Source organism: Agrococcus sp. DT81.2 (assembly GCF_049844935.1).
In the GTDB taxonomy this organism is placed as follows: Bacteria; Actinomycetota; Actinomycetes; order Actinomycetales; family Microbacteriaceae; genus Agrococcus.
Genome location: NZ_JBNCLZ010000010.1, coordinates 1 through 23,886, shown reverse-complemented (window position 1 = coordinate 23,886; position 23,886 = coordinate 1). Strand labels below are relative to the sequence as shown.

The following is a 23,886-nucleotide window of genomic DNA, read 5'->3' as shown; positions in this document are numbered from 1 at the left end:
AGCCGTGCGGCCTACATCGTGACGGAGCTGAAGGTCTCGACGAGCGACATCGCAGCGGGCGCCATGATGACGATGAAGAGCACCGGCAGGATGCAGAGCATCAGGGGGAACAGCACCTTCACGGGCACCTGCTGCGCCTTCTCCTCTGCGCGCTGCCGGCGCTTGAGTCGCATCTCGCCCGCCTGCGTCCGCAGCACATCCCCGATCGAGATACCGAACGCGTCTGCCTGCAGCACCGCTCGGATGAAGATTCGAAGGTCCTCGACGTTGTTCCGCTCAGAGAGGTCTTGAAAGGCCTGCCGTCGCGACAGCCCCATCTGCATGTCCTGCATCGTGCGGGTCAGCTCGTTCGCCAGCGATCCCTTCCCGTTCGACGCCACCCGCAGCAGAGCCGCATCGAAGCCGAGCCCGGCTTCGACAGCGATAGTCATCTGATCGAGGGTGTCCGCGAGCTCGGTCTGAATGTCCTCGTCGCGATTCTGGCCTCGGCTCAGGAGCAGGAGCTCCGGAAGGAAGTACGTGCCGATCGCCAGGACCACAACCATGATGAGCAACGCGGGATGGGGGCGCGCGAGCGCCACAAGAGCGACGAGCACGGCCGCTGTGGGCAGCCAGACAAGCTTGAGGGTGAGGAGCCGCGCTACCGTCCACTCCTTGGGCCGACCGGCGCGCGCATGCTGGCGCTCCAAGAGCGCAACGAGCACCGGCGGAGTCGCCACCCGTGCGAATCGCTCGAGCTTGCCTCTCGACGCTGCCGCCACCATCGGCGCGGCACTGCGCTCGCCCCGGTTCAGGTTCTCGATGGTCCGGGCCCGAGCGGGCTCGATGCTGCTCGCGAGAAGCCAACCCAACAGGCCGAGGCCGCCCGCAACCGTGGCGCAGAGCGCTACGAGCATCGGGGTCATCAGAACTTCACCTGCACGACCTTGCTCATCCAGACGCCTCCGATGAGGAACAGCAGACCGCAGCCGACGAGCAGTGCGATCCCGATCGGCGTCTGCACGAGTGGCAGCAGATAGGTGGGATTGATCAAGACCAGGAACCCGCCGACCACGAAAGGCAGGACCATGAGGATCACCGCCGACATGCGTCCCTCCGCGCTGAGTCCCTTCACATGACGCCGGATCTGGCCGCGCTCGCGGATCGTGACCGCCACTCCGTCGAGCACCTCGGCCAGGCTCCCGCCGACCTCGCGGTTGATGGCGATCGCCTGGACCGCCCAGCGGAAGTCATCACTCGCCATGCGGTCGGCTGCTTCTTCGAGGGCATCGACGACGGGCCGCCCCACGCGCGACTCGTTCACGACCCGCCCGAGTTCCGACACGGTGGGCTCCTCGGACTGCTTCGCGACCGACGCGAGTGCCTGCATCATGCTGTAGCCGGCGCGGAGGCTCGACGACATCAGCTGCAGCGTGCCGTCGAGCTGCCGCGCGAAGGCATCTCGTCGGCGTGCCACCCGGACCCGCACGAGCAGCGCCGCTGACAACGGGGCGAGCGCTCCGATCGGCAGTGCGAGCAGACCGCCCCCGAATACGAGGACTAGCGCGACGAGCAGAACTGTCGCGAGCAGGAGCAAAAAGGTGAAGTCCTGTGGTCGCGTCCGGAAGCCAGCGAGATCGAGGTGTCGGGCGAGATCCCCGGATCGGCTCCGGATGAGCCTGTCCATCAGGCTTGTGGCGGCCTCAGCTGCCTCAGCGAGAGCGCCTTCTCCCTCGACGGCCACCGGCCGGCGGCGATGACGTGGCAACCTCGCGCGGCCCGGATCCGTCAGGAGGAGCACCGCCGCTCCGGCGCCGAGCGCGACGGCGCCGCAACTGACCGCGATCACACTCACCGAGCAGCCCCTACGTCGAACATGCCCTGAGGCAGCGCGATGCCGTGATCGTGCAGCTTCTCCATGAACTTCGGGCGCACTCCTGTCGGGATCGGGACACCGAGGAATCGGCCTGAGTGGTCCTGCCCAGCCTCGTAGTCGAACAGGTAGATGTCCTGAAGCGTGACGATCTGCCCTTCCATACCGACCACCTCCGTCACGGCAGTCACACGGCGGGAGCCGTCTCGCAGACGCGTGAGCTGCACGATGACGTCGACCGCTGATGCGATCTGCTCGCGGATAGCCCGCAGCGGCAGATCCATGCCCGCCATCAGCACCAGCGTTTCCAGGCGAGCAATGGCGTCTCGAGGAGAGTTCGCGTGCACTGTCGATAGCGAGCCATCGTGGCCGGTGTTCATGGCCTGCAGCATGTCCAGCGTCTCGCCGCCGCGCACCTCTCCGACCACGATTCGGTCAGGACGCATGCGGAGAGAGTTCCGCACAAGATCGCGGATCGAGATCTCGCCCTTGCCCTCAGTGTTGGCCGGTCTCGACTCCAGGCGCACGATGTGGTCTTGCTGCAGCTGCAACTCGACAGCGTCCTCGATCGTGATGATCCGCTCCCGCGGTGGGATGAAGGACGACAGCACGTTGAGCAGCGTGGTCTTGCCGGTGCCAGTGCCACCGGACACGATGACGTTGAGCTTGCCTTCGACGCACGCCTGGAGCAGCCGGGCCATCTGAGGCGTCAGAGTTCCGAAGCGGATGAGGTCCGGCACCTTGAACGGATCTTTGGAGAACTTGCGGATCGTCAGCGATGAGCCCGAGAACGCGAGCGGTGGGATGACAGCGTTGACGCGCGAGCCGTCCTCCAGGCGCGCGTCGACCATGGGCGATGACTCATCTATGCGCCGGCCGATCCTCGTCACGATGCGCTCGATCACGCGCCTCAGCTGGTCCTCGGAAGTGAACCGCACCGGCGCGCGGGTGAGCTTGCCGCCCTGCTCGATGTAGATGTTGTCGGGGCCGTTCACCATGATCTCGGTGACGCTCACGTCGTCGAGCAGCCGCTGAAGCGGTCCGAGGCCGAGCACGTCGTCGCGGACCTCGTTAATGAGCCGCTGACGCTCCTCTGTCGTGAGCGGCGCCTGTTCGGCTTCGACGACACTGTTCAGCTCTTCGCGGACGAGCGCGTGCAGCCGCTCCTGCGACAGGTCCGGATCGTTGAGCCGAGCGCCGATGCGCGAGAAGAGTGCCTCCGCGGCGCGCTGCTTCACGCGGAGGAGGCCGTCGACCTCCGGTGCCTCCGCCGGGCGCAGAGCCCCAGGCTCCACGGTTTCCGCAGCCGGCGACTCCGGTTCCGCGGCTCTCGTGGCTGGTGGTGCAGCGGGTGCCGAGGGTGCGAGAGCAGGCTTCGGAGCAGGCTTCGGAGCCTGCTTCGAAGCGTCACCTGCACCCCCGCGTGCGCTCGACAACCGCTCAGCGAGCGAGGTCATGCTGCCACCCTGTGACGCCCGTTGGTCCGCCGTGCGGCCGTGCCGATGTAGTAGGTGAGGAGTTTCCGGAGCTGCTTTGAGACGACGTCCTTCGGACGATGCTGCAGTAGGGGCGTGCCGACGTTCATCGACGCGGTGACGGCCTTTGAGAAGGGGATGGTGAGGTCGACGCGCGCCCGGACGGTCGCCTCGACGTCTGAGACCGACAGTCCGCCCTTCGGGTCGGAGAAGTTCAGCACCACCTGCCGCGCGTTGGTCAGCATGCCGAGTTCGCGAAGGGTCGCAATCTCCTTGCGCAGGCCGCGGGCGCCCGGTACATCGAACGTCGACAGCAAGATCGGGTCGGTGGTGTGGTCAAGCGCCGCGAGCGTGCGAGCCTCGAGGCCGGCGGCGGTGTCCACGACGACGAAGCGGAACTGCGTCGAGAGCATGCCGAGGAGCGCGCCGACCTGCTCAGGCGTGACCGTGTCGCCAGCCGCCGGATTCTCCGGCGCGCAGACCACCGACAGGCCCGACGCATGTTGCGTGAGCTGCGTTTTCAGCGCGATCGGGTCCGTGAGCGCCGCGCCGTGCACCACGTCGTCCAGCGTGTATTCGGGCTCGAGCCCGAGGGCGGTCGCGACGTCGCCGAACTGGACGTCGAGGTCGACCAGTACGACTGATCCTGGGGCGCTCTCCGCAAGGCCGATGGCGAGGTTGGTCGCGATCGTGGTCTTGCCAGCGCCGCCCTTGGGTGAGAGGACCGTGAGCACGCGGCCCTGGATGGTCGCGGACACTGGGATGATGCCCACGTCGGCCGGCCGGGACCGGCGTGAGCGCACGGCAGCCGCGACGCGCTCGATCGAGGCGCGGAGCCCATCGACATCGAGATCGGCCGAAACCACATCGCGCACGCCAGCCCGCATCGCTGGCACCGACAAGGCAGCGACGTCTCCGACGAGCACGACGCCCGTTCCCGGCAGTTCGAGATCGAAGCGCGCGGCGAGGGCTATCGCTTCCTCGGGTGCCCGCGTCGCGTCAAGCACGAGAACATCCGGTAGCGAGTCGTGCTTCAGGTGTGCGAGCAGCTGTGCGGGCTCAGACGGTAGCGGGTGCGCCGGGATCGCGATGCATGCGCCACGAGCAGCCTCTTGCACGCGCGTCTGCAGGTCTGGCGAATCGGTCGTCAACAGCACGTTGCTCATTGGAACGCCTCCGTGGGGCTGACCGTGCGAGTACCCTCCTCGGGCACGTCTGGCCCTTCAAGGGAGAGCCAGATATTGCCGAACTCCATACCGAACACGACCTGCTCAGCGTCTGCCGGCGAGAGTGCGAGCGTCACCATGATGCTGTCCGCGGCGCCCTGCTCAACTTCGTCGCCGTCCTCATTGGTGACGACACCCGCCGCACCCTTCACCGCTGTGACGAGCACCTTGTGGAGGATCAGATGTGTCAGGTCCATCGACTCGGACTCAACCGACGTACCGGACGTCACGGTGCCGGAGAGGAATACGCCGACGGTGTCGCCTGGGCGCAGCTCGCCCCCGATCACTCGTCGCGTCTCGAGCTGCAGTGAGAGCTGGTGCATGTCGGCCGGGACCTCGACCGCCTCGTTCACCGCTTCTGGCGCCAAGAACCGCGACGTCAGGAGTTGCTCCCCCACATGGAGATCGGCAGACGTCAAGAGGCCCTCGACGTCTGCGAGATCCGTCACGCCACCGGGCACGACCGCTGCGGCCGGGATCTCAACGATAGTGAGCGACCTCGCGATCGATTCGGACGGAGTGCCCGCCGGGATCGGCTCCGCGACGACGAGCACTTGCTGTGGGGCCAATTCCGCCATCGCGCGCTCATCTGCGCCCTGGGCGTAGAGAAAGGTGAGCACACCACCAACTGCAGCGACGAGCAGCGCGATGAGCGCGACCACGATGCGGCGGATCACTTCAGCACTTCCTCACGCAGGCGCAGCTGCGCTGTGCCTTCGAGGCGGAAATCGGGTGCCTCCTCGATGTCGATATATCTCTCGATGGTGCCGTGGAGGCACCGGTTGGACCCCCCGCACGGGTTGGGTCGGTCGGTCATCACGTATTGCCCCGCAAAGTAGTAACTCTCGACCGTGAAGAGCACAAATCCCATGATGGTGAACGTGCGCTCGCCACGAACTTTTTCGGCGTTAAGGAAAACAGGGATAAGGACCTGCTGGTCGAGCATCACTTTCATCTCCGCGTTGCTGCATTGCTTTGGAGTGTTGCCCGTGTCGCCAGTGATCAAGCCGTCCTCGAGCGGAAGTGGAACCGTGCATGGAGCATCGAGCCACCCGAAGTTGCCGGGCACGACCTGCCCGTTGTGATGGACTCGGCACGCAGTGTCGCCGACCCCTGTGCCCTTGTTGAACAAGGTGGCGGACGCACCGTTCTCAGGGACGTCCATGCCGATCACCGATCCACTGGCGTCTCGGACCAACCAGTCGTTGAAGTCGTCGTTGGGATCGTCCGAACCCGCGCTACCTCCGTCAGCAACTTCGCAATACGAGTAGGCGAGCGGGAACTGCGTCGGGATTGGAGACGTCCACGTGGCAAACGCCGCCGCGGCGAGCTGTGCGTCATCGTTGCCGACCGCCGGTGCAAACCAGTGGTCTCGTTCGGAGGCGGTGCGGACCTCCACCCATCCAGCATCCTCATTGAGGTCGACCGGACCCAGCTCCACTGGTCCGCCAGCCGGCCGATTCGCATCGACAAGGCGACGTGCCATGTCATCCGCGTCCCCGCAGGCACCCGTTGCGCACTGCTGCGCGATGGCCAGCGCGGCCGCATCAGCGCCATGCTGCAGGCGCTGTCGGTCAGCGTGCAACGCACCGATGTCGACCGCGAGCGCCGCGACGACCAGCAGCGGTACGAGTAGTAGGGCGAGCCACACGGCAACAGCGCCGCGGTCATCTCGAATTGCGTTCAGCCGCTGCATCGCATGGTTCCTGATCCGATGAGGTCGACGGTCCAAAGCCCGCCGATGAGTTGGAAGTCCGGGAGCGCTACCGTGACGGTTGTCAGATCGCCCTCCGCGCAGTCGGCAGGGATAGCAATCTGCAGCAGGTCCGCGTCGACCGAGGTCTGCGCGGACTCCGTCGCGACCTGACGGGCTGTCGCCCGCGCATCGCCCTCCTGTTGCAGGGCGAAGACGCGCACCGCATCGCGAGCTGCGTTGTCGAGCACGCTTTGCAGATGAAAGGCGTATCCGAAGCCGATAATCCCGAACGTCAGCAGCAAAAGGAGCGGCGCGATGAGCGCGAACTCGACGGCCACGGCGCCCCGGTCCCTGGGTCTAGGCATGCTCGTCCTACTTCACGTCGCGGGAGTCTCTGGAAAGAATGCGCGGCACCCGGCAGCTTTCGCTGGGTGCCGCGCATCGCGTGATTTAGGTCAGCCGCCGACCGTGGTCGTCGCCGTGCCGACGTTCGTCTCGACGGTGGTGAAGAGCTCGGAGAGCATCGGGCCGAGGATCAGGATGGCTGCGATGACCGCAGCGGCCATCAGGGCGACGAGGATGCCGTACTCGACGGCGGACGCGCCGCGGTCGTTCTTGTTCTCGAAACGGTCGGAGACGAAAGCGCTGACAGCGCTGAGGAATGCGTACATGGAGGGGTTCCTTCGGTGACAGTGCCCGGGGCTGGGGGTCCGGTGCGGTGCGAGCGGCGACCCTGCTGGGCCGTCGGAGAGGATCGTGTCACGCCGCTTGCTTGTTGCGCAACGTTGCTTTCCCACAAGGTTTCCTGAGTTGTCAAGTTGCAGGCTCAGCATCAGTCCTGTTGTGCGTATCCTAAGTTGACGGAAACACTGTTACGGCGCAAACTTGCCCCACAGCGCGGCGCTTGCCGGCTCCACCCACCACCGCGGTTCTCCCCGCGAGACGGGACGCGATCATGACCTCTTCCTCCCCGCCCCCGGCAGCCCGACGACGAGCACCTGCCGGCGCAACACCGATGCAGGTGAGCCGCCGTGGATGAGATCGAGCCGACGCCGGAGGAGCGCGGCCTCCGCGAGCGCAAGAAGATCCTGACGCGCCAGACGATCGCCAGCGCCGCGTTCGAGCTCGCGCAGCAGCACGGCCTCGAGGAGGTCACGATCAGCCAGATCGCGGATCGCGCCTTCGTCTCGCCGCGCACGGTCTCGAACTACTTCCACTCCAAGGAGGCGGCCATCGTCGCCGCCGACGACAACGACCCCGTCTCCATGCTCGTCGGGCTCGAGGATCGCCCGACGGATGAGCCGCCGCTGCAGTCCCTGCGCGCGGTGCTCGCCGGCACGGTCCGCAGCTGGTCGAAGGAGCAGCTGCAGCGCCTGCACGCCAAGGAGGAGCTCATCGACCGCTCCCCTAGCCTGCTGCCGCACCGCATGGCCCAGTACGACGAGCTGGAGGACGCCATCCGCATCGCGATCGCGGAGCGCACGGATGTCGACCCCGAGACGGATGCGTTCGCCCGCATGATGGCGGGAGCGGCGTCCGCGGCCGTCAAGACCGCCATCCGCGTCTGGGTCAACACCGGCGCGGCGCCCGAGCAGCTCCCCGAGCTGGTCGAGCACGCGTTCGACGACCTCGAGTCCGGGCTGAGCCTGGAGCACTGATCCGGGCGGGCGCGGCAGGCCTCCTGCCATAGCATCGCCACGATGCCGCCCCTCGTGATCGCCTTCGCCGCCCTGCTCTGCGCAGCTGCGGCCGAGCTGCTCACCCCGTGGGCGCGACGCCTCGTCGACACCGACTCGCGCTGGCTGCGCCGCGGCATCCCCGCCGTACTCGGCGCAGCGTTCGGCGCGGCGGCCGCTGCGGTCGCTGGACACTGGGCCGTCGCGGTCGCGCTGTGCGCCCTCGCGGTGGGGTGCGCCCTGCTGATCCCGGTCGACCAGGCCGTGCTGCGACTGCCCGACGCGATCGTCTGGCCGACGACGGCCGCGGTGCTGGGGATGCTGCTGGTCGCGGCGGCGGTCACCGGCGAGTGGGAGCGCCTCACCACGGCGGTGCTGGCGATGCTCGTCGTCGGGCTCGGCTACTTCGTGCTGGCGTGGTGCGCGCCGTCAAGCATGGGGCTCGGAGACGTGAAGCTCTCGCTCGTGCTCGGGCTGGCGCTCGGGTGGTTCGGCTGGCCGGCCGCGCTCTTCGGCATCCTGGGCGGCTTCCTGCTGTTCGCACTGGTCGCGATCGTGCTGCTGGTGGCTCGACGCACGTCGATGCAGTCGGATCTGCCGTTCGGCCCGTGGATGATCCTCGGCGCAGGTCTCGGCCTCGGGTGGGCGCTGGCCGTCGGCGGGTAGCTCGCGCCGGTGCTAGATTGGGCGCTGCTGCTTCACGCAGCCCGGCCCCCATAGCTCAGGGGATAGAGCGTCTGCCTCCGGAGCAGAAGGCCGCAGGTTCGAATCCTGCTGGGGGCACCGACATCTCTCTCGCGTCACGGCGCGACTCGCAACAGCGTTCTCATCCGTTCCGGTGAGGCGTTTGTAGGTATCGGCATGCCGATGGGGTACAGGACCGCCCACGACATGCGAAGTCCTAGCCGACTCAGCAAAACGCCGTCCGTCAAGGCGTATGATTCGCATCATGGGACGACCACGCCTGCACGACGAACACCTCCGACAGCGCCTCCTCGAGGCCGCCACGGAGCTGATGGCCACCGAGGGGCCGGACTTCTCGTTGCGCCCGCTCGTCGCCTCGATCGGCACGTCGACCTCCGCTGTCTACTCGCTCTTCGGTTCCCGCGGCGAGCTGCTCGAGGCGATCACCCTGCGTGCGGCCCGCTCCCTCGTCGACGCGCAGAACGAGGCCGACGTGGACGACCCGGTGCAGCGCATCCTGAGCCTCGCGCACGCGTGGCGCCAGTGGGCGACCCAGAACGCGTCGATGTTCCAGGTGGTCTTCGGTCGCGGCGAGTCGACCCCCGCAGTCGACGACGCTCGCGACAGCACCGCTGAGCCGCTGCTGCGCGCGGTGACCGCGGCAGTCGCGCAGGGCGTGCTGGACGGCGAGCCCGAGACCGCCACGCGGACGATCTTCGCCGGCGTGCACGGCTTCATCACGCTGGAGCTGCTGGGCCTCTACCCCGCCGACGAGTCGGACGCGCTCTTCGACGCGCTGCTCGCGGCGATCTGGCGCAGCTGGGCGACGCCCGAGCACGTCGACGCCGTCGCCGCCTGACTCTTGTCACGTAATACCCCTCGGGGGTATGATCGAAGCACCATGACGATCCAGACGCACGGCTACACCGCCGACAAGGACGCCCTTCTCAAGCGCCTCCGCCGCGCCGAGGGCCAAGTGCGCGGCGTTGCGCGGATGGTCGATGAGGACGCCTACTGCATCGACATCCTCACCCAGGTGTCGGCCGCCACGAAGGCGCTCGAGACCGTCGCGCTGCAGCTGCTCGAGGACCACCTCGCGCACTGCGTCGCCGAGGCGGCGGAGGCCGGTGGCCCCGTCGCGCAGGAGAAGCTCTCCGAGGCGAGCGCCGCGATCGCACGCCTCGTCCGCTCCTAACTCGACCCTCCCCCGCTCCTACCGGAAGGCATCCCCATGCTGCAGAACATCGAGATCATGTCCACGCCCGCAGACGCCGACGCGCAGGCGCAGGCCGGCGGCTGCTGCGGCGGCGGCGCGTGCGGCGTGCCGTCGCAGGCGGCGACCGCGACGTCGTCGCAGTCCTTCGAGGTCGAAGGCATGACGTGCGGTCACTGCGTCTCGTCCGTCACCGAGGAGCTCTCGGGCCTCGCCGGCGTCGAGGGCGTCGACGTGCAACTCGTCGCGGGCGGTCGCTCGACCGTCACCGTCGCCGCCGACGCGCCGCTGCGCCTCGACGACGTGCGCGCCGCGGTCAGCGAGGCCGGCTACTCGCTCGTCGAGCACTGAGCACCACAGGCCGGGCACGACAGGCCTGAGCACGAACCTCCGGAGCGCCGGTCCCCCTGCGGGACCGGCGCTCTTGTGGTTTCCGGATGCGCTCCGATACCCCCAGGGGGTATAATGGTCGGCATGACGGACACACAGACGATCGACCTCGAGATCGGCGGGATGACCTGCTCCTCCTGCGCCAACCGCATCGAGCGCAAGCTGAGCAAGCTGCCGGGCGTCACCGCGACCGTCAACTACGCGACCGAGGTCGCGCACGTCTCGCTCCCGGCGGGCACCACGGTGGCGGATGCGATCCGCACGGTCGAGCAGACCGGGTACACCGCCGTGGTGCCGGAGCCGGAGCCCGACGTCGACCGCGACGAGCGCGGCACGTCGCTGCGCACCCGGCTCATCGCATCCGCCGTGCTCGCCGTGCCGGTCGGTGTGCTGTCGATGGCGCCCGCCCTGCAGTTCGACGGCTGGCAGTGGGTGGCGCTCGCCCTCACCCTGCCGATCGCCATCTGGGGCGCTTGGCCGTTCCACCGCGCCGCCGCCGTCAACCTGCGCCACGGCGCCGCCACCATGGACACGCTCGTGTCGCTCGGCGTCATCGCCGCGATGGGCTGGTCGCTGTGGGCGCTGCTCTTCGGGACGGCGGGCGAGATCGGCATGCGCATGGAGCTGCAGTGGTTCGGCGGCCACGGCGACGAGCTCTACCTCGAGGTCGCCGCCATCGTCACGGTGTTCCTGCTCGGCGGGCGCTACATCGAGCACCGCACGAAGCGCTCGAGCCAGCAGGCCATGCGCTCGCTCGCCCGCCTCGGCGCGAAGGAGGCGAGCGTCATCCGCGACGGCGTCGAGTCGCGCGTGCCCGTGAGCGAGCTCGTCGTCGGCGACCGCTTCCGCGTCGTGCCGGGCGAGAAGATCGCTGCCGACGGCGTCGTCGTCGAGGGCGCGTCGGCGATCGACGCGTCGCTGCTGACGGGTGAGTCGCTGCCCGTCGAGGTCACGACGGGCAGCGAGGTCGTCGGCGCGACGATCAACGGCCACGGCATGCTCGTCGTCGAGGCGACCCGAGTGGGCGCCGACACCGAGCTGAGCCGCATCGCCTCGCTGCTGCAGCGCGCGCAGGAGGGCAAGGCCGATGTGCAGCGCATCGCCGACCGGGTCTCGCAGTACTTCGTGCCCGCCGTGCTCGTGCTGTCGCTGGCGTCGCTGATCGGCTGGCTCGTGCTCACGGGCGACGTCGCCGCTGCGTTCACCGCCGCGGTCGCGACGCTCATCATTGCCTGCCCGTGCGCGCTCGGCCTCGCGACGCCGACCGCGCTGCTGGCCGGCACGACCCGCGGCGCCGAGCTCGGCATCCTGATCCGCGACGCGCGCGTGCTCGAGTCGAGCCGCGGCATCACGACGATGCTGGTCGACAAGACCGGCACCGTCACCGAGGGACGGATGCGCGTGGAGGACGTCGTCGCCGCGCCCGGCGAGGACGCCGACGAGGCGCTGCGCGTCGCCGCCGCGGTGGAGCGCGCGAGCGAGCACCCGATCGCACACGCCATCGTCGCCGCGGTGGACGAGGTCGCGGTCGCGACCGACGTGCGCGCCGCCAGTGTTCAGGCAGCACCGGGCGCCGGCGTCGTGGGCGTCGTCGAGGGTCGCGCGGTGCAGGTCGGCAAGCCCGCCTGGCTCGCGTCCGACTGGGGCATCGCGATGCCCGCCGAGCTCGCGGTCGCGTTCGAGGCGGCCGAGGCGAAGGGCGCGACCGCGCTCGCGATCGCGTGGGACGGGCGGATGCGCGCCGTCGTCTCGGTGCGTGACACGGTCAAGGCGACCAGCAAGGCTGCGGTCGAGCGGCTCGCGAGGCTCGGCATCGACGTCGTGATGCTGACGGGCGACCACGAGCGGGCCGCGCGGGCGGTGGCGGCCGAGGTCGGCATCCGCCGGGTGATCGCCGGCGTCACGCCGGCGCAGAAGGTCGAGTCGGTGCGGGCGGAGCAGGCGGGCGGCGCCGATGGGCGGCGGACGCAGGTGGCGATGGCCGGCGATGGCGTCAACGACGCGGCGGCCCTCGCCGCGGCGGATCTCGGGCTCGCGATGGGAACCGGCACCGACGCCGCCCAGCAGGCGGCCGACATCACGCTCGTGCACGGCGACCTCGCGGGCGCCGCCGACGCGGTGGCGCTGTCGCGTCGCACGCTGCGCACGATCCGCGGCAACCTGTTCTGGGCGTTCGCGTACAACGTGCTGGCGATCCCGCTCGCGATGCTGGGGCTGCTGAACCCGCTCATCGCGGGCGCCGCGATGGCGCTGTCGAGCGTCTTCGTCGTGCTGCACTCGCTGACGCTGCGGTGGTTCCGGCCGATCGGCTGACCGGGCGCCGGGCCGTCAGCCCTGCTCGATGCGCACCAGGTTGCCGGCCGGGTCGCGGAGCGCGATGTCGCGCACGCCCCAGAACTGGTCGGTCGGCTCCTGCACGATCTCGACCCCTGGGGCGGTCGTCGCGCGCTCGAAGACGCCGTCGAGGTCGCCGGCCCGCAGGTTGACGCTGCCGAGCTCGCCCTTCGCGAGCAGCGCGGCGACGGCCTCGCCGTCCTGCTCGGAGCGGCCCGCGCGCGGGTGCGAGAGCACGATCTGGATGTCGGGCTGCGACTCGGGCGACAGGGTCACCCAGCGGAAGCCCTCGTTCTCGACCTCACTCGTGACGGTCATCCCGAGGACGTCGCGGTAGAAGCCGACGGCGGCATCCGTGTCGTCGACCATGACGTGCACTGCGCTGATGGAGATGCTCATGCCGTCGAGACTAGGCGGGCACCGCGCGGCGCGCTTCTCGGAACCTGCTCGACGGGTCGCCCTTGCGCGGCCGCGTCAGCACCATGGCGAGGCAGCCTGGCATGCCGTCGAGCGCCTCGTGGTCGCGCGCGCGGTAGGCGCTCGGCGTCTCGCCCATGAGCTTGGTGAAGCTGGCCGAGAACGAGCCGAGGCTCGTGCACCCGACCTGCATGCACGCATCCGTCACGCTCACATCTCCCCCGCGCAGCAGCGCCGCGGCCCGCTCGATGCGGCGCGTCATGAGGTAGGCGTAGGGCGTCTCGCCATAGGCGTCGCGGAAGCGGCGGCTGAAGTGGGCGGTCGACATGAGCGCCGTGCGGGCGAGCGCAGGCACGTCGAGCGGCCGGGCGAACTCGCGGTCCATGCGGTCGCGCGCCCGCCGCAGGCGGCGCAGCTCGTCGAGGTCGGCCATCCGCCCATCATCGCGGATGCCGCGTCAGCGCGGCAGGGCCGTCAAGAACTGGGTGACCTGGCGCCGGACGCGGTCGCGGATGCGTCGCACCTCGTCGGTGCTGAGCCCGGCGGGGTCGTCGAAGTCCCACGCCTCGATGCGCTGGCCCGGGACGAGGTCGAAGGGGTGCTCGATGAGCATCGTGATGATGACGTCGGCGGCGCGGGCGAGGTCGTCGGTGACGGGCTTCGGGAAGCTGTCGGTGAGCGGCACGCCGTCCTCCTCCATCACGTCGCCGACGGTGCGGAGCACCTCCACAGCCGGGTTGAGGGCTGCCGAGAGCGCCTCGACCCTGCCCTCGCCGAGCGCGTTGAGGTAGGCGGCGGCCATCTGCGAGATGCCGTCGTTGCGGATCGACTCCACGAGCACGAGCAGCGGGCCGCCCTGCGCACCGCCCGCCGAGCGCTCGAGCGCCCGCAGCCGGTCAGCCGCGAACTTGAGCGCGAGCGGCGGCAGATGCGTGCGCACCCGGGCGCCGCGGGCGAGCGTCGCGTGCGACTCGAAGACCACGCGCTCGACGAGCCGCGGATCGAGATCGGGGTGCTGCTGCGCGAGGTGCGCCGCGCCGCGCCGCAGGGTCGCATCCGGGGAGCTGAGCCCGTCCTCGATCTCGGTCATGTCGGCTCCTTCGGTCGACGTGGCCCTTCTAGGCTACGGGCGGCCTGTGCCCCTGCCAAGAGCGGGCGCGGCTCAGATGGCCGGGGCGTGCCGCTCGAGGAAGGCGTACAGCTCGGCGTCGTCGACGCCGGGGAACGTGCCGGAAGGCAGCGGCGCGAGCGTGTGCTGGTGCATGCGCGCCGACGCCCACGACTTGCGGCGCCAGCGGTCGACGAGCCCGTCGTCCGGGCGGGCGCAGCAGCGCGCGTCGGGGCACGTCGAGACCTCGCGGAACGCCGTCTGGGCGCCGCGGAAGTACTTCGCGTCGTCGAACCGCACACCGAAGGAGATCGAGAACTCGCCGTCGGCGCCCGAGCCCGTCTGCGTCGAGCACCAGAAGGTGCCGTTGGGCGTGTCGGTGTACTGGTAGAACTCCGTCGTCCGCGACGTGCGCTCGAACGCGGTGCGGGCCGCGAACTTGCGGCACACGAGCTGGCCCTCCGCGTGCCCGGACGCGTCGACCGGGATCGGGATGCCGTCGTTCTCGTAGACGCGGGAGAGCGCGCCATCCTCCTGCACCCGCAGGAAGTGCACACGCAGGTCGAGGTGGGTCGTGGCGAGGTTCGTGAACCGCATCGCGGCCGTCTCGTGGGTGACGCCGAACGCGTCGCGGAAGTCCTCGACGGCGAGGTTCCGCTCCTTCTTCGCCTTGCGCAGATAGTCGACGGCGCGGGAGCGCGGCATGAGGGTCGCGGCGGCGAAGTAGTTGATCTCGAGCCGCTGCTGCAGGAACTCGCTGTAGTCGCGCGGCTCGTGGTGCCCGAGCAGGCGGTGCGCGAGCGCCTGCAACGCCATCGAGCGGAGGCCGTGCCCGCCGGGGATCGACGCCGGCGGCAGGTAGATGCGGCCGTTCTCGAGGTCGGTCACCGAGCGGGTCGAGTGCGGCAGGTCGGTGACGTAGACGAGCTCGAAGCCGAGCCGCGCCGCCATCTCGCTCACCGTGCGGTGCGTGAGGCTGCCGCCCTCGTAGCCGACGGCGCGCAGCTGCTCCTCGGCCAGCTCCTCGAGCGCCGGCAGCTCGTTCGACTGCTCGCGCATGCGGTGCCGCAGCGCCGTCGCGTCGCGCCGCGCCTGCTCGGGGGTGGCGATCGCCTCGCGGGCGCGCCGGTCGAGCTCGCGGTGCATACCGACGAGCGCCGCGAGCAGGTCGTCGCTCATCGAGCGGGTGGGGCGCACCGCGGGCAGGCCCAGCCGCCGGTAGCTCGCGCCGTCCTGCAGCCGCTGCAAGTCGAGCTCCATGCGCGAGCGCTCGCTCGGCGGCTCGGGGTCGAGCAGCTGCGCGGTGCCCACGCCCAGCACCTCGGCGATCGCCTGCAGGTGGCTCAGCTTCGGCTCGCGGTGCCCGTTCTCGATCAGCGAGAGCTGGCTGCCGGCGAGCCCGATCCGCTCCCCCAGCGCGTCGAGCGTCAGCTCGGCGGCCGTGCGGAAATGACGGATGCGGTGCCCCAGAATTGCTGCGTCGACCATGGCGACAGTGTACGAAACTCCCGGCGATCTTTCCGACATGCGTTGCGGCGGGTGCCTCGCAGGCGCCGGACGGCCCGCATGACCGCGCGGCCGCGGGCCTCGGCCGTCCGCACGCCGCGCTTCTCCAGCGCGAGGTTCACTCTGGCGAAGGAATGACCGAACCTTCTAGCGACTCGGCCTGCATCCGCATCCGTCAGGGGCGGAGACTCAGAGCATGACGATCCTTCCCGCCGCGCCGTCCCGCTCCGCCGCCAAGCCCGTGAGGCCGAAGGCCGTGAACGCTCCCGAGGGTGCCGACCCGGGCGTCGTCTCGTGGGTCGCGAGCATCGCCGACCTGCTCGAGCCGAAGGACATCGTCTGGTGCGACGGCACCAAGGAGGAGCTGCAGCGCCTCACCGACGTGATGCTCGATGCGGGCACGATCGTGCCCGTCCCGGCGCGACCGGGCAGCTTCCTGGCCCGCTCCGACCCCGACGACGTCGCCCGCATGGAGGACCGCACCTTCATCTGCGCCGAGGACGCCGACGACGCCGGCCCCACCAACAACTGGCGCGACCCGCAGGCGATGCGGCAGGTGCTCGGCGGCCTCTTCGACGGCGCGATGCGCGGACGCACGATGTACGTCATCCCCTTCTCGATGGGCCCGGTCGGCGGCCCGATCTCCAAGCTCGGCATCGAGATCACCGACTCCCCGTACGTGGTCGCATCCATGCACTTCATGACCCGCGTCGGCACCGCGGCCCTCGAGGCCATGCACGGCACGCACGACTGGGTGCCCGCGGTGCACTCGGTCGGCGCGCCGCTCGCCGAGGGCCAGGAGGACGTGCCGTGGCCCTGCAACCCGACCCGCTACATCTCCCACTTCCCCGAGACGCGTGAGATCTGGTCGTTCGGCTCGGCCTACGGCGGCAACGCGCTGCTGGCGAAGAAGTGCTTCGCGCTGCGCATCGCCTCGGTGCAGGCTCGCGACGAGGGCTGGCTCGCCGAGCACATGCTGCTGCTGCGCATGAAGCACGAGGACGGCCGTCAGATCCACCTCGCCGGCGCCTTCCCCTCGGCGTGCGGCAAGACCAACCTCGCGATGCTCCAGCCGACGATCCCCGGCTGGACCGTCGAGACGCTCGGCGACGACATCGTCTGGATGCGCCCCGGCCCCGACGGGCGCCTGTGGGCGATCAACCCCGAGAACGGCTTCTTCGGCGTCGCGCCCGGCACGAGCGAGAAGACGAACGCCACCGCGATGGCGATGATGAGCCACGACACCATCTTCACGAACGTCGCGCTCACCCCCGACGGCGACGTCTGGTGGGAGGGCATGACCAAGGAGGCGCCCGAGGGCCTCATCGACTGGCAGGGCCGCCCCTACGACCCGGCGAACGGCCCGGCCGCGCACCCGAACGCCCGCTTCACGGTGCGCGCCGAGCAGGCGCCGTCGATCGCGCCCGACTGGGATGCCCCGACCGGCGTGCCGCTCGACGCGATCATCTTCGGCGGCCGCCGGCCGTCGCAGGTGCCGCTCGTGCTGCAGGCGCGCGACTGGGAGCACGGCGTCTACGTCGGCGCGACCGTGTCGAGCCAGCAGACCGCCGCCGCCGAGGGCCCGGTCGGCGAGATCCGCCGCGACCCGTTCGCGATGCTGCCGTTCTGCGGCTACAACATGGGCGACTACTTCACGCACTGGATCGACATGGGCCACCGCCTCGGCCGTGGCGCGCCGAAGATCTTCTCGGTGAACTGGTTCCGTCGCGACGACGAGGGCGGATTCCTCTGGCCCGGGTTCGGCGAGAACGCCCGGGTGCTCGAGTGGATCGCGGGCCGCGTCGACGGCACGGCGCCCGGCGTCGACACCGCGATCGGGGTCATGCCGGCTGCCGACGCGCTCAACCTCGACGGCCTCGACATCGAGCCCGCCGTCATGGACGAGCTGTTCGAGATCGACGCGAAGGCATGGCTCACGGAGCTCGTCGACGTCGAGGCGTTCTTCGGCCAGTTCGGCCGCGCGCTGCCGACCGGCCTCGTGCGCCAGCTCAACCACGTGCGGTGGCGCCTCGAGCACATGCAGCAGACCGTCGCGGCCTGACGGGCGGCGGCCGAACTTCCCGAAACGGCGGGGTTCTCGCACCGAACCCCTCGGTTTCGGGAAGTTCGACGAGAGATGGCGGAGAATCGGGGCATGCAGCCGAATCCTCTGTACCGCGTGGGGCTCGCCGACGTGCGCGCGCTCGCGAACCGCGCGCCGTGGATGATCCTCGTGTCGCACCCCGCATCCGGGCCCGTCGCGTCACCCTCGCCCGTGCTCGTCGACGACGAGCGCAGCACCGCTGACGAGCTCGTGCTCGTGACGCACCTCGGCCGGGCGGATGCGCGCGGCCACGGCCTGCTCGCCGAGCGCTCGGCCGACGAGGGCGAGCCGCAGATGCTCGTGGTCGTGCAGGGCGAGCACGGCTACATCTCCCCCAGCTGGTACGTCGGCGACGATCGCGGCCAGGTGCCCACCTGGAACTTCGAGATGGCGACGCTCACGTGCGACGTCGAGCTGCTCGACGCGGACGAGAACATGCGCGTGCTGCACCAGCTCGTCGAGCACTTCGAGCAGCGCTACGTGGGTGACGGCGGCGTGCGCCTCGACATCGACGACGAGGGCAACCGCGGCATGGCGATGGGCACCGTCGGCCTGCGCCTGCGGGTGCGCTCCTTCGACGCGAAGGCGAAGATGAGCCAGAACAAGTCGCCCGAGACGCGGGCGAGCGTGCTCACGCACCTCGACGCGACGCATCCCCGACTCGCCGAGCGCATGCGCGCGGCCGGCTGAGCCCAACCTTCGGGCCGGCTCGTTCGTCTTAGGCAGTAGGAGGGAGTCGCGTGGCAGCCAGGTGGGAGCTGGTCGTCGCGGAGCTCGTCGCGCAGCGCGGCGAGGCGCTCGTGCGGTACGCGATGCTCCTGACCGGCGACGAGGAGGAGGCGCGAGACATGGTGCAGGACGCACTGACCGCCACGTTCGGCCGCCTGCGCAACGGCTTCGAGGTCGAGCAGGCCGAGGCCTACGTGCGCAAGGCGATCGCGAACCGCTTCCTCGACCGCGCCCGCCGCGGGCAGCGCTGGCGCCGCATCGTGCCGCTCGTCGTCGAGCGGCAGCTGGTCGACTCCGGCTCGACGCTCACCGGCGAGCGGCTCGACATGGCGCACCGGCTGCAGCGGCTCGCTCCGCGCGAGCGCGCATGCATCGTGCTGCGCTACGACGAGGACCGCACGGTCGAGCAGATCGCAGCCGAGCTCGGCATCTCGGCGGGCGCCGTGAAGCGGTACCTGTCGGATGCGCTCGGCAAGCTGCGCGGGATGCTCGAGCGGGAGCAGGAGCGCGCGGCTCGCGAGGCGGAGCGCGCGGCAGACCCCACGCAGCCCGATCGGTCGACGGGAGGCCGAGCATGAGCGACGACGATCTGCGGCGGCGGCTGCACGAGATCCCGCCGCCCACGACGCGGCTCGATGTGGATGCGGCGATCGCCGGCGCGCGACGCACGCGGCGGCCGAAGGTCGCGGCCGTGACCGCGGCGACGGCGGGCGCCGGCATCCTGATCATCGCGCCGTTCGTGGCGCCGGGGCTGCAGTCGTTCCAGCCGACGAGCGCGCCGGGGCTCGCCGAGGACGCGGGCGCCCCCGCCGAAGAGGCGGGCCCGGCATCGGGCCAGGAGTCGGGCACCGGCGGCGGCGACAGCGGCGCCGGCGAGACCCTCTCGGAGCCGGCGGCCGGCGCGTGCGGGCTGACGCGCGCGGGCGACGTGGGGCTCGTGCTCGCGTTCGCGACCGACCCGGCCGACGGCGCAGCACCGGTGTGGATCAGCACGGCCGGCGCCGACGCCGTCGAGGTCGCCGCGATCGACGTGCGGAGCCTGGCGCTGGTGGATGACGGCGCGAGGGTCGCGGGTGGTGGCGAACAGGAGGCGCTGACGCTCGAACCCGGTCGAACCGTGCAGCTGGCAGCCGAGTCGGCGGTGCTGCCCGCGGATGCCTGCGGCGAGGGCGAGCCGGCGGGGCCCTCGCCGGTCGCGCTCGTGGCGGTCGACGGCGCCGCACCGGTGCCGATCGTGGGCGATCCCTGGACCGGTGACGTTCGCTGAGAGCGACGGATCTCCAAGGTTTCCGGCCACATCCGCTGGCTAGACTCGCGCCAAGCCGGCACACCGACAGCGCCGGCGGCAGGGAGCGCCAGATGCAGGTCCGGATCGTCCGCCCGTTCGTGGGAGTCGCGCTGGGCGCGGCCGGGCTGCTCGGGCTCTCCGCCGGAGCGCTCGTCACCGAGGACCCGGTCGACGTCGCGGGCGACCCCTTCGTCGACACCACCGGCGACTACGCGGGCGACGACGCATCGGTGACCGCGGCCCTCGAGGAGGACAACGCGTCCTCCCCCGCCGACGTCTATGTCGTGGTGGTCGACTCCTTCGATGGCATCGACAAGGGCGACTGGTCCGTGCAGGCGGCCGAGGCCTCGGGTCTGCAGGGGGACGACCTCCTCGTCGCCATCGCGATGAACGACGGTCAGTACGGCTACGGGTACGCGCAGGGCTACCCGGTCAGCGAAGCCGACGTCCAGCAGCTGCTGCAGCAGCAGCTGCTGCCAGCGCTGAACAACGGTGACCTCGAGGGCGGGGTCACCGCGTTCAGCACAGCGGTGGGCGAGGCTGCCGAGAGCGGGGGCCTCGGCGACGGCGGCACCGAGGTCAACATCGACCCGTGGCCGGTCGTCCTGCTGGTCGGCGGCGCGGCCGTCGTCGGCGGTGGCGCGTGGCTCGTGACGCGCGGCGTGCGCGCGAACCGCAAGCGCAAGGGCGAGAAGGCGGCCATCGAGCAGCAGCAGCTGAGCCTGGACGAGCTCAAGCAGCGCGCCGACATCGCGCTCGTGCAGCTCGACGACACCGTGCAGCAGAGCGAGCAGGAGCTCGCGTTCGCGAACGCGCAGTTCGGCGAGGAGGCGGTGCGGCCCTACCGCGAAGCGCTCGACAAGGCGAAGGCCGGCCTCGCGGAAGCGTTCGCGCTGCAGCAGCAGCTCGACGACGCCTTCCCCGACACCGACCAGGAGCGGCACGAGTGGTCGAGCCGCATCCTGCAGATCGCGAACGGCGCGGGCACCGAGCTCGCGAGCCACGCGACGTCGTTCGAGCAGCTGCGCGACCTCGAGCGCACCGCGCCGCAGGTGCTCGAGTCGCTGGGCCACTCCCGCCAGCAGCTCGACGGGCGCATCGCGAACGCGCGGCAGATCCTCGACCGCCTCGACGACGTGCACTCGGGCGCATCCATCGACCCCGTGCGCGAGAACATCGCGGGCGCCGAGCGGCAGCTGCCGAACATCGATCAGTCCCTCGCCGCCGGCCGCGAGGCCGTGCAGACCGGCAACGGCTCGAACGCGGCGCTCGCGGTGCACGCCGCGGAGGCCGCGCTCGCGCAGGCGTCCGGGCTGCTCGCGGCAGTCGAGCGCGCCGAGCGCGACCTGCAGCAGTCGCGCAGGCAGCTCGACGAGCTCGTGCAGGACTCCATCGGCGACATCGCGGCCGCGAAGACGCTCCGCAGCACGAACACGATCGACCTGGCCCCGCTCATCCGCCACGTCGAGGAGCAGGTCGCGGTCGCGCAGCAGCGCCCGACCGACACCCTCACCGTGCTGAGCAACCTGCAGCGCGCGAACCAGCGCCTCGACGAGGCGACCGCGCAGCTGCGGCAGGGTGGCGCTGACATGCAGCGCTTGCAGTCGACGCTCGACCGCTGGATCGACTCCGCCCGCGCCAACATCGACCGCGCCGAGGACTACATCTACACGCGCCGCATCGGCGTCGGCCCGCACGCGCGCCAGCTGCTCGCGACCGCGCAGCAGGAGCTCGCGCAGGCGCTGCGCCTGCGCGAGGCCGACCCGGGCACGGCGTCGCAGTACGCGCAGGCTGCCTCGCAGCACGCGGAGCAGGCGATGCAGGATGCGTCGGGCGACGTCGGCGGCTGGGGCGGGCGGGCCCAGAACCCGTACTACCGCGGCGGCCGGGGCGGGCGCGGCGGCATGGGCATGGGCGGCGGCCGAGGGCAGGACATGCTCACCGGTGGCCTGCTCGGGTACATCTTGGGCGACATGCTGAACGGTCCCGGCATCGGCGGCCACGGCGGCGGCTACACCGACCCGTTCGGGAGCGGAGGCGGCGACGGCGGCGGAGGCGGCGGGCTCGGCGACCTCTTCTCGGGCGGCGGCGGCTCGTTCGGCGGCGGCGGTGGCGGCGGCTTCTTCGGCGGGGGCTTCTCCGGCGGCGGCGGCGACTTCGGCGGCGGAGGCGGCTTCTTCGGCGAGTGACGGCCCGCGCGGCGCGTACGCGCCGACGCATCCGCCAACCTCATCCATCCATCCACAACCACGGCACATACCCACAAGGGCCGCTCCGGCGGCATCCGCAGGAAGGAAGACCATGACCAAGCAGTCCATCCTCGGCCGCATCTCGCAGCTCGCGAAGGCCAACATCAACGCGCTCCTCGACCAGGCCGAGGACCCGCAGAAGATGCTCGACCAGATGGTCCGGGACTACACGAACTCGATCGCCGAGGCCGAGGCCGCCATCGCGCAGACGATCGGCAACCTGCGCCTGCAGGAGCAGGACTACCAGGAGGACGTGCGCGCCGCCGAGGACTGGGGCCGCAAGGCGCTCGCCGCGAGCCAGCGCGCCGACGAGCTGCGCGCCACCGGCTCCACCGACGCCGCGAAGTTCGACAACCTCGCCAAGGTCGCCATCGGCAAGCAGATGCAGTCGGAGTCGGAGGCGCGCGCCGCCGAGCCGTCGATCCAGTCGCAGAACCAGGTCGTCGACAAGCTCAAGGGCGGCCTCGACACGATGAAGCAGAAGCTCGACCAGCTGAAGTCGAAGCGCTCCGAGCTCATCGCGCGCGCGAAGGTCGCCGAGGCCCAGGCGCAGGTGCACGACGCCGTCAAGTCGATCGACATCCTCGACCCCACGAGCGAGATCGGCCGCTTCGAGGAGAAGATCCGCCGCGAGGAGGCGCGGGTCGTCGGCCAGCAGGAGCTCGCCGCGTCGTCGCTCGACGCGCAGTTCGAGGCGCTCGAGGACGTCGGCCGCGAGACCGAGATCGAGGCGCGCCTCGCCGCCCTCAAGCACGACCAGCAGAAGGCGGTCGGCGGCGGCTCGCAGCAGGGCGCGATCGGCGGCTCGCAGCAGACCGCGCAGGGCGACACGGTCGAGGCGGAGGTCGTCGACCGCTGACCGCGCTGTCGCGGCGACGCGTTTGGAGGGGGTGGACGAACGTCCGCCCCCTCCTCGCTGCCCCCCGCTAGGTTGACGGCGTGACCGAGACGACACCGCGCGTCGCCATCGAGCGACGCGGACCCATCCTGCACATGGCCCTCGACCGGGTCGACAAGCGCAACGCCGCCGACGAGCGGATGCTGCAGGAGCTCGCCCTCGCGTACGGGCAGCTCGACCGCGACCCCAGCCTGCGCGCCGGGGTCGTGAGCGCTCGCGGCGAGCACTTCACGGCGGGCCTCGACCTGGCCGACATCGCGCCGAAGCTCGCGACCGGCCGCATCCGCCTGGTGCCGGACGGCGGGCTCGACCCGTGGGGCCTGCAGACCGTGCCGGTGCGCAAGCCCGTCGTGCTCGCGGTGCAGGGCACGTGCCTGACGCTCGGCATCGAGCTCGCGCTCGCGAGCGACATCGTCGTCGCCGCCGACTCGACGGTGTTCGCGCAGCTCGAGGTCGCGCGGGGCATCATGCCGTTCGGCGGCGCGACGGTGCGCTTCCCGCGGCTCGGCTGGGGCGACGCGATGCGCTGGGTGCTGACCGGCGACCGCTTCGACGCGGCGGAGGCGCACCGCATCGGGCTGGTGCAGGAGGTCGTGCCGGCGGGGACGGAGCTGGAGCGCGCATTCGAGCTGGCCGAGCGGATCGCGGCGCAGGCGCCGCTCGCCGTGCAGGCGACGCTCGCCGCGGCGCGCGAGGCGCTCGTCGACACGGCGGATGCGGTCGGGTCGCTGCTGCCGACGGTGCAGCGCCTGGGCATGACGAACGACGCGCGGCGGGCGGCCGAGGGCTACCTCGCGGGCCGGCCGATCGCGTTCGAGGGGAACTGAGGCCGCCGCTCATCCCGGTTGGGAGGGTGCGTCGCGGCGGTTTCGACCCTTCCGCTGGTTGAGCCGCGCCGGCGCCGAAGGCGCCTGCGCGTGTCGAAACCAAGCCCTAGCAAGACAGCCCCCCGGTTTCGACACGGTCAGCGCGCTTGGCTTCAGGGGGTTAGTGCAACGCCTGGTTGAGGGGTGGTGGTTGCGTTGGCTCGTCCGGGGTTCT

The 23,886-nt window shown here is 70.6% G+C and carries 25 protein-coding genes and 1 tRNA gene; 14 read left to right on the top strand and 12 right to left on the bottom strand.

Features of this window, described 5'->3' with window-relative positions; genetic code table 11:
• Window positions 1–11 precede the first annotated feature (11 nt).
• The 8 genes from ACLQ21_RS14855 to ACLQ21_RS14820 all read right to left on the bottom strand — a co-directional run bounded on the left by ACLQ21_RS14855 (window position 12) and on the right by ACLQ21_RS14820 (window position 6,920).
• Window positions 12–905, bottom strand: coding sequence for a type II secretion system F family protein (locus ACLQ21_RS14855; protein WP_425664742.1), 894 nt, complete (start codon window positions 903–905; stop codon window positions 12–14).
• Window positions 905–1,834 (bottom strand): type II secretion system F family protein, encoded by a 930-nt coding sequence (locus ACLQ21_RS14850; protein ID WP_425664741.1) that lies wholly within the window; start codon window positions 1,832–1,834, stop codon window positions 905–907. The genes ACLQ21_RS14855 and ACLQ21_RS14850 overlap by 1 nt, the downstream gene beginning before the upstream one ends.
• Window positions 1,831–3,309 carry a CpaF family protein gene (locus ACLQ21_RS14845; protein WP_425664740.1) on the bottom strand — a complete coding sequence of 493 codons (1,479 nt, stop codon included), beginning with the start codon at window positions 3,307–3,309 and terminating at the stop codon, window positions 1,831–1,833. Before ACLQ21_RS14845 ends, ACLQ21_RS14850 begins: the two co-directional genes overlap by 4 nt.
• Window positions 3,306–4,493: an AAA family ATPase gene (locus ACLQ21_RS14840; protein ID WP_425664739.1), complete on the bottom strand. Its 1,188-nt coding sequence runs from the start codon at window positions 4,491–4,493 to the stop codon at window positions 3,306–3,308. Before ACLQ21_RS14840 ends, ACLQ21_RS14845 begins: the two co-directional genes overlap by 4 nt.
• Window positions 4,490–5,230 carry a Flp pilus assembly protein CpaB gene (cpaB, locus tag ACLQ21_RS14835; protein ID WP_425664738.1) on the bottom strand — a complete coding sequence of 247 codons (741 nt, stop codon included), beginning with the start codon at window positions 5,228–5,230 and terminating at the stop codon, window positions 4,490–4,492. The genes ACLQ21_RS14840 and cpaB overlap by 4 nt, the downstream gene beginning before the upstream one ends.
• Window positions 5,227–6,249, bottom strand: coding sequence for a pilus assembly protein TadG-related protein (locus ACLQ21_RS14830; protein ID WP_425664737.1), 1,023 nt, complete (start codon window positions 6,247–6,249; stop codon window positions 5,227–5,229). Before ACLQ21_RS14830 ends, cpaB begins: the two co-directional genes overlap by 4 nt.
• A complete protein-coding gene (locus tag ACLQ21_RS14825) occupies window positions 6,237–6,587 on the bottom strand; it encodes a TadE/TadG family type IV pilus assembly protein (RefSeq protein WP_425664736.1) in 351 nt (116 codons plus the stop codon). Before ACLQ21_RS14825 ends, ACLQ21_RS14830 begins: the two co-directional genes overlap by 13 nt.
• Before the next feature lie 117 nt (window positions 6,588–6,704).
• The gene (locus tag ACLQ21_RS14820; protein ID WP_425664735.1) at window positions 6,705–6,920 is read right to left on the bottom strand and encodes a Flp family type IVb pilin; all 216 of its coding nucleotides are present in this window, start codon (window positions 6,918–6,920) and stop codon (window positions 6,705–6,707) included.
• Window positions 6,921–7,280: 360 nt separating this feature from the next.
• Here ACLQ21_RS14820 and ACLQ21_RS14815 point away from each other — a divergent pair, with 360 nt between their 5' ends.
• The 7 genes from ACLQ21_RS14815 (at window position 7,281) to ACLQ21_RS14785 (ending at window position 12,525) form a co-directional block, all read left to right on the top strand.
• Window positions 7,281–7,907 carry a TetR/AcrR family transcriptional regulator gene (locus tag ACLQ21_RS14815; RefSeq protein ID WP_425664734.1) on the top strand — a complete coding sequence of 209 codons (627 nt, stop codon included), beginning with the start codon at window positions 7,281–7,283 and terminating at the stop codon, window positions 7,905–7,907.
• Between the two features lie 42 nt (window positions 7,908–7,949).
• Window positions 7,950–8,591 carry a prepilin peptidase gene (locus ACLQ21_RS14810; RefSeq protein ID WP_425664733.1) on the top strand — a complete coding sequence of 214 codons (642 nt, stop codon included), beginning with the start codon at window positions 7,950–7,952 and terminating at the stop codon, window positions 8,589–8,591.
• Between the two features lie 44 nt (window positions 8,592–8,635).
• Window positions 8,636–8,708: transfer RNA gene (locus ACLQ21_RS14805), tRNA-Arg, on the top strand.
• Window positions 8,709–8,874: 166 nt separating this feature from the next.
• Window positions 8,875–9,468 (top strand): TetR/AcrR family transcriptional regulator, encoded by a 594-nt coding sequence (locus ACLQ21_RS14800; RefSeq protein ID WP_425664732.1) that lies wholly within the window; start codon window positions 8,875–8,877, stop codon window positions 9,466–9,468.
• A gap of 42 nt (window positions 9,469–9,510) precedes the next feature.
• Entirely contained in the window at window positions 9,511–9,804 is a 294-nt protein-coding gene (locus ACLQ21_RS14795) for a metal-sensitive transcriptional regulator (protein WP_425664731.1), read from the top strand.
• A gap of 36 nt (window positions 9,805–9,840) precedes the next feature.
• The gene (locus ACLQ21_RS14790) at window positions 9,841–10,173 is read left to right on the top strand and encodes a heavy-metal-associated domain-containing protein (RefSeq protein WP_425664730.1); all 333 of its coding nucleotides are present in this window, start codon (window positions 9,841–9,843) and stop codon (window positions 10,171–10,173) included.
• A 123-nt stretch (window positions 10,174–10,296) separates the two neighbouring features.
• Window positions 10,297–12,525 (top strand): heavy metal translocating P-type ATPase, encoded by a 2,229-nt coding sequence (locus tag ACLQ21_RS14785; RefSeq protein ID WP_425664729.1) that lies wholly within the window; start codon window positions 10,297–10,299, stop codon window positions 12,523–12,525.
• A 15-nt stretch (window positions 12,526–12,540) separates the two neighbouring features.
• Here ACLQ21_RS14785 and ACLQ21_RS14780 read toward each other — a convergent pair whose 3' ends face one another.
• The 4 genes from ACLQ21_RS14780 to ACLQ21_RS14765 form a co-directional block, all read right to left on the bottom strand.
• Window positions 12,541–12,945 (bottom strand): VOC family protein, encoded by a 405-nt coding sequence (locus ACLQ21_RS14780; protein ID WP_425664728.1) that lies wholly within the window; start codon window positions 12,943–12,945, stop codon window positions 12,541–12,543.
• 10 nt (window positions 12,946–12,955) lie between these two features.
• Entirely contained in the window at window positions 12,956–13,396 is a 441-nt protein-coding gene (locus tag ACLQ21_RS14775) for a helix-turn-helix transcriptional regulator (RefSeq protein ID WP_425664727.1), read from the bottom strand.
• A 24-nt stretch (window positions 13,397–13,420) separates the two neighbouring features.
• Window positions 13,421–14,053: a low molecular weight phosphatase family protein gene (locus ACLQ21_RS14770; protein WP_425664726.1), complete on the bottom strand. Its 633-nt coding sequence runs from the start codon at window positions 14,051–14,053 to the stop codon at window positions 13,421–13,423.
• Window positions 14,054–14,125: 72 nt separating this feature from the next.
• Window positions 14,126–15,559 carry a helix-turn-helix domain-containing protein gene (locus ACLQ21_RS14765; RefSeq protein WP_425664725.1) on the bottom strand — a complete coding sequence of 478 codons (1,434 nt, stop codon included), beginning with the start codon at window positions 15,557–15,559 and terminating at the stop codon, window positions 14,126–14,128.
• 214 nt (window positions 15,560–15,773) lie between these two features.
• Between ACLQ21_RS14765 and ACLQ21_RS14760 the strand changes: the two genes are divergently transcribed.
• The 7 genes from ACLQ21_RS14760 to ACLQ21_RS14730 all read left to right on the top strand — a co-directional run bounded on the left by ACLQ21_RS14760 (window position 15,774) and on the right by ACLQ21_RS14730 (window position 23,672).
• Window positions 15,774–17,639, top strand: coding sequence for a phosphoenolpyruvate carboxykinase (GTP) (locus tag ACLQ21_RS14760; protein ID WP_425664724.1), 1,866 nt, complete (start codon window positions 15,774–15,776; stop codon window positions 17,637–17,639).
• Window positions 17,640–17,732: 93 nt separating this feature from the next.
• Window positions 17,733–18,371 (top strand): FMN-binding negative transcriptional regulator, encoded by a 639-nt coding sequence (locus ACLQ21_RS14755; RefSeq protein WP_425664723.1) that lies wholly within the window; start codon window positions 17,733–17,735, stop codon window positions 18,369–18,371.
• A 50-nt stretch (window positions 18,372–18,421) separates the two neighbouring features.
• On the top strand, window positions 18,422–18,988 hold the full coding sequence (locus tag ACLQ21_RS14750) for a sigma-70 family RNA polymerase sigma factor (protein ID WP_425664722.1): 567 nt from the start codon (window positions 18,422–18,424) through the stop codon (window positions 18,986–18,988).
• A complete protein-coding gene (locus tag ACLQ21_RS14745) occupies window positions 18,985–19,677 on the top strand; it encodes a hypothetical protein (protein ID WP_425664721.1) in 693 nt (230 codons plus the stop codon). The genes ACLQ21_RS14750 and ACLQ21_RS14745 overlap by 4 nt, the downstream gene beginning before the upstream one ends.
• A gap of 92 nt (window positions 19,678–19,769) precedes the next feature.
• Window positions 19,770–21,887: a TPM domain-containing protein gene (locus ACLQ21_RS14740; RefSeq protein ID WP_425664720.1), complete on the top strand. Its 2,118-nt coding sequence runs from the start codon at window positions 19,770–19,772 to the stop codon at window positions 21,885–21,887.
• Window positions 21,888–21,999: 112 nt separating this feature from the next.
• Entirely contained in the window at window positions 22,000–22,806 is an 807-nt protein-coding gene (locus tag ACLQ21_RS14735) for a PspA/IM30 family protein (protein ID WP_425664719.1), read from the top strand.
• A gap of 80 nt (window positions 22,807–22,886) precedes the next feature.
• Window positions 22,887–23,672: a crotonase/enoyl-CoA hydratase family protein gene (locus ACLQ21_RS14730; RefSeq protein WP_425664718.1), complete on the top strand. Its 786-nt coding sequence runs from the start codon at window positions 22,887–22,889 to the stop codon at window positions 23,670–23,672.
• Window positions 23,673–23,886 lie beyond the last annotated feature (214 nt).